Annotated in this window: 10 protein-coding genes; 3 read left to right on the top strand and 7 right to left on the bottom strand. The window is 68.9% G+C overall.

Features of this window, described 5'->3' with window-relative positions:
- The first annotated feature begins 19 nt into the window (after nt 1-19).
- The gene (hmgA, locus tag WEA29_08375; protein MEX2323766.1) at nt 20-1,312 is read left to right on the top strand and encodes a homogentisate 1,2-dioxygenase; all 1,293 of its coding nucleotides are present in this window, start codon (nt 20-22) and stop codon (nt 1,310-1,312) included.
- A 22-nt stretch (nt 1,313-1,334) separates the two neighbouring features.
- On the opposite strand, the gene WEA29_08370 is transcribed toward hmgA, so the two are convergent.
- The 6 genes from WEA29_08370 to yedA form a co-directional block, all read right to left on the bottom strand.
- Complete coding sequence (locus tag WEA29_08370) at nt 1,335-2,288, bottom strand: hypothetical protein (protein ID MEX2323765.1); 954 nt, start codon at nt 2,286-2,288, stop codon at nt 1,335-1,337.
- A gap of 106 nt (nt 2,289-2,394) precedes the next feature.
- A complete protein-coding gene (locus WEA29_08365; GenBank protein ID MEX2323764.1) occupies nt 2,395-3,633 on the bottom strand; it encodes a HAMP domain-containing sensor histidine kinase in 1,239 nt (412 codons plus the stop codon).
- Entirely contained in the window at nt 3,633-4,322 is a 690-nt protein-coding gene (locus WEA29_08360; GenBank protein MEX2323763.1) for a response regulator transcription factor, read from the bottom strand. Before WEA29_08360 ends, WEA29_08365 begins: the two co-directional genes overlap by 1 nt.
- A gap of 78 nt (nt 4,323-4,400) precedes the next feature.
- Nucleotides 4,401-5,177, bottom strand: coding sequence for a hypothetical protein (locus WEA29_08355; GenBank protein ID MEX2323762.1), 777 nt, complete (start codon nt 5,175-5,177; stop codon nt 4,401-4,403).
- 1 nt (nt 5,178) lies between these two features.
- On the bottom strand, nt 5,179-6,594 hold the full coding sequence (locus tag WEA29_08350; GenBank protein ID MEX2323761.1) for a transglycosylase SLT domain-containing protein: 1,416 nt from the start codon (nt 6,592-6,594) through the stop codon (nt 5,179-5,181).
- A 51-nt stretch (nt 6,595-6,645) separates the two neighbouring features.
- Nucleotides 6,646-7,515 (bottom strand): drug/metabolite exporter YedA, encoded by an 870-nt coding sequence (gene yedA / locus WEA29_08345; protein ID MEX2323760.1) that lies wholly within the window; start codon nt 7,513-7,515, stop codon nt 6,646-6,648.
- Between the two features lie 323 nt (nt 7,516-7,838).
- On the opposite strand from yedA, the gene WEA29_08340 reads away from it, so the two are divergent.
- Together WEA29_08340 and WEA29_08335 are read left to right on the top strand one after the other, a co-directional pair.
- Nucleotides 7,839-9,578 carry a sortase gene (locus tag WEA29_08340; protein MEX2323759.1) on the top strand — a complete coding sequence of 580 codons (1,740 nt, stop codon included), beginning with the start codon at nt 7,839-7,841 and terminating at the stop codon, nt 9,576-9,578.
- Nucleotides 9,579-9,589: 11 nt separating this feature from the next.
- On the top strand, nt 9,590-10,240 hold the full coding sequence (locus WEA29_08335) for a hypothetical protein (protein ID MEX2323758.1): 651 nt from the start codon (nt 9,590-9,592) through the stop codon (nt 10,238-10,240).
- A 149-nt stretch (nt 10,241-10,389) separates the two neighbouring features.
- Here WEA29_08335 and WEA29_08330 read toward each other — a convergent pair whose 3' ends face one another.
- Nucleotides 10,390-11,832 carry an NAD-dependent succinate-semialdehyde dehydrogenase gene (locus tag WEA29_08330; GenBank protein ID MEX2323757.1) on the bottom strand — a complete coding sequence of 481 codons (1,443 nt, stop codon included), beginning with the start codon at nt 11,830-11,832 and terminating at the stop codon, nt 10,390-10,392.
- Between the last annotated feature and the right edge of the window lie 328 nt (nt 11,833-12,160).

The following is a 12,160-nucleotide window of genomic DNA, read 5'->3' as shown; positions in this document are numbered from 1 at the left end:
CTCACGACCGAGGAGCGGGATGACCATCGAGTACCAGTCCGGTTTCGGCAACGAGCACGCGTCGGAAGCGGTCGAGGGTGCCCTGCCCATCGGTCAGAACTCGCCGCAGAAGCCGGCGCACGGCCTGTACGCCGAGCAGCTGAGCGGCACCGCCTTCACCGCACCGAAGGCCGAGAACCGCCGCACCTGGATGTACCGGATCCGGCCGTCGGTGCTCCATGTCCACGACCTGCGACCGGTGGACCACCCATTCCTGCGTACGGCCCCAACCCGGGAGGCGGAGCCGCCGATCGGCCAGCTGCGCTGGGATCCGATCCCGATGCCCGACGAGGACCTCACCTTTCTCACCGGCCTGCGCACCATCGCCACCAACGGCGACGTCCACACCCAGACCGGCATGGCGGCCCACGTCTACCTGGTGACGAAGTCCATGGACGACACCTACCTGTACAACGCCGACGGCGAGTTCCTGATCGTCCCCCAGGAGGGACGGCTGAGGATCGCCACCGAGTGCGGCGTGCTCGAAGTGGCCCCCCGCGAGATCTGCCTGATCCCCCGCGGCATGAAGTTCAAGGTCGACCTGATGGACGGCTCGGCGCGCGGCTACGTGTGCGAGAACTACGGCACCTATCTGACCCTCCCCGAGCGCGGGCCGATCGGCGCCAATGGCATGGCCAATCCGCGTGACTTCCTCGCCCCGATGGCCGCGTTCGAGGACCTGGACCGACCGTCAACCGTCTTCGTCAAGTTCGACGGGAAGCTGTTCGCCAGCGACACCGAGTATTCACCGCTCGACGTGGTCGCCTGGCACGGCAACCACGTGCCCTACAAATACGACCTGGCGCACTACAACGTGATCGGGTCGATTTCGTTCGACCATCCAGACCCGTCGATCTTCACGGTGCTGACAGCGCCGTCCGACCGGCCGGGAACCGCCAACGTCGACTTCGTCATCTTCCCGGACCGCTGGCTGGTGGCCGAGCACACCTTCCGGCCTCCCTACTACCACATGAACATCATGAGTGAGTTCATGGGCCTCATCTATGGCATCTACGACGCCAAGTTGGAGGGGTTCGGCGCCGGGGGCTTCAGCCTCCACAACCAGTACTGGCCGCACGGGCCCGACAACGAGGCCTGGGAGGGCGCCAGTAAGGCCGACCTGAAGCCGCAAAAACTCGAAGGCACACTCGCCTTCATGTTCGAGACCCGCTACCCGCTCATCCCCACCGGGTACGCGTCGACGCTGCCCGCACTCCAGGAGGATTACCAGGAAGTCTGGTCGTCGCTGCGGCGCCGCTTCAAGGGCGCATAGCCAACGGTCGAGGGTCCGACCCTCAGGAGCGGACGGCGGCCCCGGCACCCTCCAGCCGGACACGGTCGACGAGGAAATCGACCAGGTCGACGAACGGGTCGAAGCCGATCACGGTGGGGGCGTCGGCGACGAAGTTCGACAGGGCGTTCACGTCGTAGAAGTAGGGATGGCCGTCCTCGGCTCCGATCAGGTACTCGACGCCGCCGAGATCCATGCCGGCCGCCTCGACGATACGCCGCGCCTGATCGACGATGTCGGGGGGCGGCTCGTATCCCTCGATAGGCAGCCCGCGACCCGACACGCCGTCGGCGATCCCGGGGAGCTCGCAGTAGTCGGCGGGGCACAGATTGAAGGAGCCGGGGAGGAGCCGGATCCGTATGGCGTAGAGGAAGCGGTCCCCGAGGATCTCGATGCGAACGATGCTGTCGCCGGCGGCCGACAAGTGCTCCTGGAGGAGCACCAGCCCATCCGGGCTGATCTCCGTCAGGTCGCCGGCGACGGCTGCCGCCTCCAGCTCATGCGCGCCGGCGAACGACTGCATGCCGGCACCACTGCCGCCGATGTTCGGCTTGACGAGGAGGGGGAAGTCGAGTCCCGCCGCGGCCGCCAGGAGGTCGGTGTCGGCGTCCACGGTCACCGAGCGAGGGTGACGGATGCCCAGGCCGGAGAACAGCTCGATCTGGCGGACCTTCGACGTCTCGTAGGCGAAGGCCTGAGACCCGTTCAGCACCGGCACGCCGTGATCCTCCAGGCGACGCAGATATCCCCGGGTGCGCTCGATGGCGTCGGCGTGGCCCCGGGTCCACGCCGACGGGCTCATTCGATTGAGGACGAGGTCGAACGGTCCCAGGTGCTCGCCGAAATCGGGGTCGCTCAGATCTAGCGGCGTGTAGGCGACTCCCCGGCGGTCGAGCTCGGCGAACAGCGGCCGGAACCATTGGGGGTGCTCGTAGACGATGCCGATGGGATGGGCCATCGGGCCATTGTGACCGTCTCGGGTGGTTGCACCAACTCTCGGTGTCATGCCCGCGACACAACCCCGTGAGGGCTGGTCGTCTTCCCCGACCCGGGGGGACGCAGGGTCAGATCACCTGGCGCGCGGTGGTGGCGGACCCGACGAGCGGGTCCTCGATCGGGTGGATGCCGTCCCAGGTGAGCGTGGAGGGGTCGAGCCCGGACCGCTTGGGGAGCCAGATCACGAACGATGACCCGCCCGCCGGCCGCGAGGTGAGGGTCACGGTGCCTCCGGCGGCCTCTGCCACCTGACGCACGATGGACAGCCCGAGACCGGTCCTGCGCTCGTGGTGAAGGCGGCTCCGATCCCGGCTCCAGGCCCGTTGGAACACGAGCCGATGGTCACTCTCGTGGATACCCGGCCCGGCGTCCGCGACACCAGCCCACGCCCACTCGCCCAGTACGCCGCAGCCATAGCGAACCGCAGAGCCCTCGGGGGCCATCCGAATGGCGTTGCCCAACAGGTTGGCCATCGCCGAGGTGAGGGCCTGACGGTCGCCGCGAACGGTGGTCCTGCCGTCTCCGACCTTGACCAGGGTGAGACGCCGACGCCCGGCTGCGGCGCCCACCTCGGCTGCCCCATGCTCGATCAGGGCCCCCAGGTCGACGACCACCTCGGTGTCGTTGGGGAGCTCCCTCCGAGCGAAGCGGGCCATGCCATCCACGGTCAGAGATGCCCGATCGACCGAACGACGCACCGACTCCGCCGTCGAGCGGAGGGCCGCCGGGTCGGTGTCACCGGCGAGCACCAGGTCGAGGCTGGCAGCCATGGTCGCCAGCGGATTGCGCAGCTCGTGCGACACGTCCTGGATGAAACGGCGCTGGTCCTCGACCCCCTCCTCGATGCGGTCGAGCATCCCGTCGAATGCGTCGGCCAGGTGCTTGAGCTCGTCGTCCGGGCCCTCGAGCCGGATGCGACGCGACAGGTCAGAGGCCTGGATCCCCATGGCGACATTGGCAATGTGGTCGACGGGCCGCAGCACCCTCCCGGCCACGAACCAACCGGTGACCAGGCTGGCGGGAAACAGCACGCCGAGCAGGATGAGTGACATGGTGCCGAGTCTCTCGAGCGCCCGGGTGTTGGAGAGGTGCTCCACGGCGACCAGGTCGTCCCCATCGATCCAGATCATCGCGGCGCCGGTCTCGCTGGCCACCCGGCGAATCTGGATGTCCTCGGCGGTGGCGCGCCGATCCAGCGACCGGGAGAGCACCACGTTGATGGCGGCCACGGTGAGGCCGCCGAGCACGAAGACGAGCACCGCGCACCAGATCGCGATGCGGAAGCGAAGTGATCGGACGATCCGCATCAGAATTCGAGCAGGCGATACCCGGCCCCGACCACCGTTTCGATCATCTCGGGATATCCGGCGTCGGCGAGCTTGCGCCGCAGGTTGGAGATGGTCACCCGCACCGTGTTGGTGAACGGGTCGATGTTCTCGTCCCAGACGTGGTCGAGCAGTCGCTCGGCGGCGAGCACTTCGCCAGCGTGGAGCATGAAATACCGTAGCAGGGCAACTTCGCGGGCGGTGAGAGGAACCTCGTTGCCGCCGGCAGAGACCAGCATGCGGGCACCATCGAGTCGCAGCGGCCCGACTTCGATCACCGAACCAGTGTGCACCGAGCGCCGACGACTCAGCGCTCGCAACCTGGCGAGCAGCTCGTCGAGGGCGAACGGCTTGACCATGAAGTCGTCGGCCCCGGCGTCGAGACCACCGACCCGATCGGCGAGCGTGTCTCGGGCGGTGAGCATGAGCACACGGGGTGGATCGGAGGCGTCGAGGCGGGCATCGTCCTCCTGGATACGCCGGCACAGGTCGACGCCGTCCATATCCGGCAGGTTGAGGTCGAGGCAGACGATGTCGTACGGCACGGATGCGAGGCGATCGAGCGCGCCAGCGCCGTCGAGGGCGATGTCGACGGCGTAACCGTCGCGCCGCACGCCCTCGGCGATGGCTCGAGCCAGATCTCGCTCGTCTTCGACGACCAAGATCCTCATTTGCCCCTCCTCGCCTTGCACGCTACGAGGAGCAGGCTAAACCCCTCCTAAGCGTTGCGTGTGCGGTCGGTGCCTGAATCAGGGAAGGGCGAGGATCGCCCCCTGGGGCACCTCGCGTTGGACCGCGGTCACCTGGAGCAGCCCCAACTCGTCCGGGATGACCGACGTGTTGTCACAGCCGCCGTCGGTGCGGGACTGATAGTTGACCCGCACCCGCCGAGGCCGTACCACCCGGCCGTCGTCGCCGACCGCCTCGAAGTCCGACCATCGCACCGCCACCGACGGCTGCTCACACCGGGCGAAGACTTCCGACCACACCATCGGTGACGCCAGGTGGGTTCCGCCCGCCTCGAGTTCGCGCACCAGCGTCGCTTCCCCGGCGTCGAGGTCGGTGACCACGCCCCGCCACGCCGGCGGATCGGCGTCGGGGACCGGCAACACCTCGAGGCGATAGCGCCTACCGCGCTCCCATCGGAAGTCGCGGGTGTTCGGGTCGTTGCGCGACCCGGGGAGCCGTGAATCGGACCCGCGCAGCAGGGTCGATCCGGCGTCCGCCGGGCCGTACCCACCCCAGTTCACCGCTGTGAAAGCCGGATGATGCGGATTCCACTGCAACCCCAGGTGGGCGGCTCCGGCGAGGCGCCGGTCGTCGACGAACGACACCTGGAGAGCCCAGAAGTAGAGACGCCGAACGGCCGGCGGCTCGAGGACTTCGAGGGTCGCCGCCACCGATCGCAGCGGTACGGGCGGCATCTCCCACACCAGGTGGAACGACGACGCACCGTTCGCCGATCGAGGTTCGCCGGAGGTTCTTTCCCCCGGTGCCGACCGCGTCGGCAGGCGTCCCGCTCTCATCTCACGGTGGCGACTGCTGGGTGGCCCACGGGTGGATCCATCCGCTGTCGTAGAGGTTTTGCCCGGCGGGCCAGGTCCACGGGATCCCGCTGTCGCCCAGAGCGTTGGTCGGTTTGGTGGACCCGCACCCGACCCAGTGACCCCACGGCTCAGGACCCTTGCCCGACACGCTGTAGCCGTAGGCGAGCGGTCCGCTGCGCCCGTTGGATTGGCCGGTGTAGTACATCTCGAAGTTGAACTCGGGCCACGGATGCCCGCCGATCGAGCCGCCCGATCGCCGTCCCAGCAGGACCTCCTTGTTGTCCCACACCAGAAAGGCGGCGACGGTGATGTTGTGCTCGGGGTTGTAGATCGACGCGTCGGCCGGCAGGTTCGGTGCCTTGTCCGAGTGATGGGCACGGATGAAGTCGACTCGCGACTGCCAGTAGGCGGGGTGGTTCTGGAACAGCCCGGCAGTGCCCGAGTTCGGGTTGACCGCCATTGGATTCCCATTCGACTCGCACTGGATGACCTTCATGGCGTTGTCGACCTGCGGCCCGACACAGAACTCGATGCCGTTGCGGGTCTCGCAGGAGTTGCCGTTGAGGCCCCAATTGGCTAAGACCTCCTCTACCAGGGGACGCCACTGAGCGGTGCCCGCCCCGGGGTTCCATGGGATGGTCGTGGTGGTAGTGGTCGACCCGGAACCGCCACTTCCGCCTCCGGTCTGACCGGCTGTGGTGGTGGTCGTCGTCGCCCCACCACCCGAGGACGCCTGACGCTCCTCCTCCTGGCGTCGGAGCTCCTCGGCGGCAGCCGCCGCCTGTTCGGCCTGGAACCGATCCCACTCGGCGCGCACCGTCTGCAGACGGGCCCGGGCGCTGTCGGTGTCGGCGGTCCGCTCATCGACGACCACCGCGAGCCGGGTGGCCCGGTCGGCGGTCTCGGCGAGTCGCTCCTCGGCGGCCTGGCGCAGCACCTGGAGGTCGGCCACCGTCACGGCGAACTGGACCACCAGTTCGCGGTCACGGTCGGAAATGGCCCCCAGGTAGGCGACCCGGGCGGCGAAGTCGGTGACGTCAACGACGGCGACCTGGCTGATCGCCCCTCCTGCCGTCATGTACATACGGGCGATCCGATCCCGAATGGTCGCGCCTTCGAGCAGCGCCTGGTCGGCGATCTCCTGCTCGCGTTGTTCAAGCCGCTCGATGGCGTTGAGCAGGCTCGCTCGCTCGGTCTCGAGCGCGTCGAGCTCCTCCTCGACGGCGCGCAGCGCCGTGAGCGCCTCGGCGAGTTCGGCTTCCGCGCCCTCGACGTCGGCCCAGGCGACCGCGCCAGAGGCACCAGTGGCCCGCACCATCACGACGGTGCCGAGCACCGCGAAGGCGACGGCGACCAGCACCACGCGGCGCGCCCGAGTCAGGGTGCCCGATTCCATGACGGGCATCATATGGCGGTTCGGGTTCAACGAAGGGGCGTTTGCGGTCGTTCAGGCGGCCGCCGGTGCCCGGCGCGAGGCCCGCTGGGCGGCTCCTACCAAAGCGACTCCGGCGAGGATCACGGGCAGCCCGGCGATCCCCCAGGCCCCGATCGTCTCCCGCCCGAGGGTGACTCCCAGCAGCACCGCCACCACCGGGTTGACATAGGCATATGAGGTGGCGAGGGCGGGCCGAACGGTTACCAGGAGATAGAAGTAGGCGGTGTAGCCGAACAGCGAGCCGAAGACGATCAGATACACCATGGCGGCCCATGCCGTCGTCGACGGCGCCTCGGTGATCCACTCACCGCTCACCAGACCGATGAGTGATAGCAAGGCGCCGCCGGCGAGCATCTGGGCGGCCGCCGCCATCAGCCCGGCCGGCATGGGCACCCGGCGCGCCACCACCGACCCGAACGCCCACAGCACCGGCGACACCATGATCGCCACCAGCCCCACGGTGGATGCCTGGAAGTCCCCCTCTCGGCTCAGGACCACGACCCCCACGAACCCGACCGCAAGGCCGATCCACTCGAGGCGGGTGGGCCACCGGCCGAGAAGCCCGCTCCACAGCGCCGCCCACAGTGGCATCACCGCGATCACCGAGGCGGCCACCCCCGACCCGATCCCGTTGTACTCGGCGATGGTGACCAGGCCCAGCCCGCCGACGAAGAGCAGTCCGCCGATGAATCCGGCGCCAGCCCACTCGCGACGCGTCGGGTGGGCGCGACCCGACCGCAACGCCAATAGGTACAGGAGCGCCCCGGCGATGAGGAGCCGGATCCCGTTGAGCAGGAACGGCGGGAATCCTTCCAGTCCGTACTTGATCGCCAGGTAGGTGGACCCCCAGATGACGTAGACACCGAGCAGGGACAACCCGATGAGGAGGCGCCGACGCGGGTCGGGAGCTGGGGCGTCGGCGATCACCACCGAACAACGATAGGGATGCCGAGACTCTTCCCGGGACGCGAAGCAGACGCTTCCGACTAGACACCACATACAGCGTGCAACGCGACCACGCAATGTGGTGGCGGGGTCACTCCCCGCTGCACCAGATGACTAGTCACCGCCAGCCCTTCGTCGAACAACGCGGCACGACGGGCAGGCGCTCAAGAAAACGCACCAATGGCCGACTCCTATGTGATCGTGGTTACCGACGACCCGCCTGCCCTGTACAACCGCCCCGACCGGGTACGCTCACGCGCATGGCCAATGGCCACCCACGAACCGGCACCCATCTCGCCACCTATGAGCGCGTGGTGGATCTCGGCATCTTCGACGGCCGCATGAACGACCTCGACATTCCCGTCGCCACCGAGATCCCCGGCGATCAGCAGGCATCCCGTCGCCGGATGCCGGGCTGGGTCAGCCGCCCCCTGCACTACGCGCGATTCGGGTCAGCACGCTCCATCGGCGCCGAGGATGCCCGTGCCGCTCGACCTCCAACGCCGACCACGAAGAGTCCCCGCGGCCCCCTCGCAGTCGGCATCCTGCTGGTCGCGGTCGGTATCGCCGCCGTCTCCTACGGCGTCTATGGCTTGTTCATCACCAACCTGATCACGGCCGGCGAGCAAGTGGAACTGTCCGAGCAATTCGACGAGCGGCAGCGTCTCGCCGCCGCCGGCGACGACGCGACCCTCTACGGAGAGGCCGACGCGGCGAATCCCGACGACTTCGGCGCGGGGGACGTGCCCATCTTCGGCACGCCGGACGACGGCTTCGGCGACCCCAATATCGACATCCCCGGCGTGGCTCCCGAACGGGCGCCCCCACAGGGCGACGCCCTCGGGCGCATCTCGGCACCGAAGATCGGACTCGACTGGGTGGTCGTCGAAGGCGTCGGCGTGCCCGATCTCCGCAAGGGCCCCGGTCACATGCCCGGCACCCCGATGCCCGGCCAGTATGGCAACTCGGTGATCAGTGGGCACCGCACCACCTACGGCGGCCCGTTCAACCGAATCGACGAGCTGGACCCCGGCGATCGCATCACCGTCGAGACCCTCATCGGGACCCACACCTACGAAGTCGTATCCTCGGAGATCGTCGGACCCACCCACACCTGGGTCGTCAAGCACCGCGACGGCGCCTGGCTGACCCTGACCACCTGCCATCCCAAGTTATCCTCACAGCAGCGGCTCATCGTGTTCGCCAAGCTGATCGGCGGCCCCAACGCGGAGCCAATCGAGGAGTACTACGGCACCAACTACCCGCCGCCGGTGGCGCCGGACGGCACGCCGCCGGTACCGGTGTTCGTCCCCCCGACCACCACCACGACGACCCTCCCCGAGCCCTTCAACGTCGCCGGAGTGCGACACGGTTCGGCGAGTCCCGGCGACATCCTCGTCGCTCAGGTGACCGCTCAGGGCGGCAGCGGTGCTGGGATCTCGCCGCCTGCCGGCTGGAGGCTGGCCAAGCGCGACGACGTGGGCACCGACCTCGCCCAGGCCGTGTTCTGGAAGGTCGCCGGCCCCAGTGAGCCTGCCTCCTTCAACTTCTGGGTGACGGGTTCCACCGGGGCTCGAGCCGCGGTCGTCGGCGTCCCCGGCGACCCGGACGACCCCATCGCCGGCGTGACCGGCGCGACGGGTGTTGGCAGCTCCCTCACCGCTCCCGGCGCCGGATCCGGCGCCGGCACCCAGGTCTCGATGTTCAGCATCCTGAGCGACGGGTCGCTGAGCACACCGGGCGAGACGACCCAGGTCACCACTAGCCAGGCCAACGGGGTGCTCCTGCTCATGGCGAACGGGTCGGGAGGGTCGAAGTCGTCGTCGGCCTCCAAGGCAGGACCGTGGATCGCCCAGTCCATCTTCGTGCGCGCCGCTCCCCCCGAGGAGACGACCACGACCACCACGACTACGGTGCCGCCCACGACCACGACCGAAGAGACCACGACCACCACCATCACCACCACCACCACCACGACCGAAGCGACGACGGTCCCATAGGGAGACGAGTGATGGACCGCGACCTCCCGCACGAGCACGACGAAGTCCTGGATCGGCCCGATCCCTGGGGAGACATCCCCGATGTGGATGACGTCGACAGCGCCTCCGATCCGGGCGACCCCGCCGCATCACCGACCGGCGAAACCGACCACCCGCCCGCGGCGGACGAGCCACCGAAGAAGGAGCGGCACCGGCGTCGCCGAGCCGAGCACTCCGAGCGGTCCGCGACCAAGCCTCAAGTCGACCCCGCACCCGAGGTAGCCGCAGACCCTGCCCTCGACGATCGCTGGGCGACGACGAGCGCGCCGATGCAGACCGACCACGAGGAATCCGATCCGACGGATGCGGACCCCGCCCCGCCCCCGGCCCGGCCGGAGCCTGAACCGACCCAAGCGGCCCAACACGAGCCCGAACCCGAACCCGAACCGGCCGAAGTGGCTACTGGCGTGGATCACACCGCCTACATACCGCCATGGCCAGATCACTCGCTCGACGTGCTCCCCTACGCCGACCGCTCCAGCTGGCCCGGGGTCCGCGAGCGCGGCGATGAGGTAGAAACAGTACCCGTGCTGACTCCCGGCGGCCCACCGGAGCCCGCCACCAACCCGGGTGAAGCCGACCTCGAGGCGTACGCCCTTCCCGCGCCACGCGCTGCGGACTAACCTCGCCGCCTCCGGCGCGCACTAGTCACCAAACCCGCCCGGGCAAGCCAAAGGCCTCCAGAAGCGCCGGGATCTTGCCGATCACAACCTCATGCGCTGGACCCGACGCCAGAGTCGGTGACGGTCCCCTCGGTCCTCGCTCCTCGCCCCTACCAGTCCTCACCGATGTACTTGGGCTCGAGGAACTCGTGGAGGCCGTGGTACGAGCCCTCCCTTCCCAGGCCCGACTGCTTGACCCCGCCGAACGGCGCGGCCGGATCCGAGATGATCCCCCGGTTGACCGCGACCATCCCCGCCTCGAGCCGCTCCGCCACCTGCATCGCCACCCGGTGGTCTCCGCCGTACACATACGAAACCAGTCCGAGGTCGGTGCCGTTCGCCTGCGCGATGGCGTCCTCGAGGTCGTCGAAGAGCACGATCGGCGCCACCGGACCAAAGATCTCCGTATCCAGGATCGGCGCGCTCCGGTCGACGTCGGTTATCACCGTCGGGCTGTAGAAGAAGCCGCGCCGCTCCGGTGCCGACCCTCCGACGAGCACCTTCCCTGATGCCGCGGCTCCGTCGACCAACTCGGCCACCTTGTCGCGCGTGGAGGCGTTGATCAGCGGCCCGACCTCAACGCCTTCCTCCATGCCACCGCCGACCCGCATCGCCCCCATGGCGCCCGCCAGGCGGGCACCGAAGTCGTCGGCGACCGACTCGTGCACGTAGAACCGGTTCGCCGCCGTGCACGCCTCGCCAGCGTTGCGCATCTTCGCCTGCATCGCCCCGATGACGGCAGCCTCGACGTCGGCGTCGGCGAGGACCAGGAAGGGGGCATTGCCCCCCAACTCCATCGAACAGTTGAGCACCCGCTTGGCCGCCTCCGCCAACAGCAGGCGCCCCACCTCGGTGGAGCCGGTGAACGACAGCTTGCGGACACGACGGTCGGCCATCATCGCGTTCACCACCGCCGACGACCGGGACGCCGGCAACACGTTGACCACCCCCGGCGGGCATCCGGCCTCTTCGAGTACGTCGGCGAGCGCCAGCGCCACCAGCGGTGTGTCCGACGCCGGCTTGAGGATCACCGTGCACCCGGCGGCGAGGGCCGGGCCGATCTTGCGGGTCCCCATGGCGATCGGAAAGTTCCACGGCGTGACCAACAGCGAGACCCCGACCGGCTGATTGACCACGGTGATCCGCTTGTCCCCCGCCGGTGCCCGGTACACCTCTCCCCGGTTGCGCACCGCCTCCTCGGAGAACCACCGGAAGAACTCGGCCCCGTAGCGCACTTCGGCGCCGGCGTCAGGCAGCGCCTTGCCGTTCTCCAGGACGATGAGCTCGGCGAATTCCTTCTCGCGGTCCATGATCAGGTCGAAGGCGCGTCGGAGCACCTCGGCACGAGTGCGCGGGGCGGCATCGGCCCAGGCATCGGCGGCGTCGAAAGCAGCGGCGACGGCGGAGATGGCGTCATCGACATTCCCGGAGGCCACTTCGGCGATGGTCTCCTCCGTGGCCGGATCCATCACCGCAATGGTGGCCCCGTCGGAGGCGTCCAGGCGGTCGCCACCGATGCGCAGACGAGTGTCGAGGGAGTCGAGAAGGCTCATCGGCGGGATCGTACCCGCGCCCCGCGACGCGTCAGCCCTCCCCCTCCGTCAACGACCTGACGACCGCTGCCACCTCCCCCTACAGGGGAGGAAAGCGTGGATGCGCCTCGCGACGCGTCAGCCCTCCCCCTCCGTCAACGACCTGACGGCCGCTGCCACCTCCCCCTACAGGGGAGGAGAGCGTGGATGCCCCTCTCTCCCCCCGAAGGGGGGAGTACCGCCGGGAGCGGAGCGAGCGGCGGGGACGGGGGAGGCCAAACCCTACGAAGGCCCCGCGACGCGTCAGCCCTCCCCCTCCGTCAACGACCTGACGGCCGCTGCCACCTCC

It is taken from the genome of Acidimicrobiia bacterium (assembly GCA_040902765.1).
Classification (GTDB): Bacteria; Actinomycetota; Acidimicrobiia; order Spongiisociales; family UBA11373; genus DATKBG01.
This window is presented reverse-complemented; position numbering and strand designations above follow the sequence as displayed.

Coding starts and splice junctions, on each gene's coding strand:
- WEA29_08360 (MEX2323763.1), bottom strand. CDS start 4,322: ATGAGGATCTTGGTCGTCGAAGACGAGCGAGATCTGGCTCGAGCCATC.
- hmgA (MEX2323766.1), top strand. CDS start 20: ATGACCATCGAGTACCAGTCCGGTTTCGGCAACGAGCACGCGTCGGAA.
- WEA29_08335 (MEX2323758.1), top strand. CDS start 9,590: ATGGACCGCGACCTCCCGCACGAGCACGACGAAGTCCTGGATCGGCCC.
- WEA29_08350 (MEX2323761.1), bottom strand. CDS start 6,594: ATGGAATCGGGCACCCTGACTCGGGCGCGCCGCGTGGTGCTGGTCGCC.
- WEA29_08365 (MEX2323764.1), bottom strand. CDS start 3,633: ATGCGGATCGTCCGATCACTTCGCTTCCGCATCGCGATCTGGTGCGCG.
- WEA29_08370 (MEX2323765.1), bottom strand. CDS start 2,288: ATGGCCCATCCCATCGGCATCGTCTACGAGCACCCCCAATGGTTCCGG.
- WEA29_08340 (MEX2323759.1), top strand. CDS start 7,839: ATGGCCAATGGCCACCCACGAACCGGCACCCATCTCGCCACCTATGAG.
- WEA29_08330 (MEX2323757.1), bottom strand. CDS start 11,832: ATGAGCCTTCTCGACTCCCTCGACACTCGTCTGCGCATCGGTGGCGAC.
- WEA29_08355 (MEX2323762.1), bottom strand. CDS start 5,177: ATGAGAGCGGGACGCCTGCCGACGCGGTCGGCACCGGGGGAAAGAACC.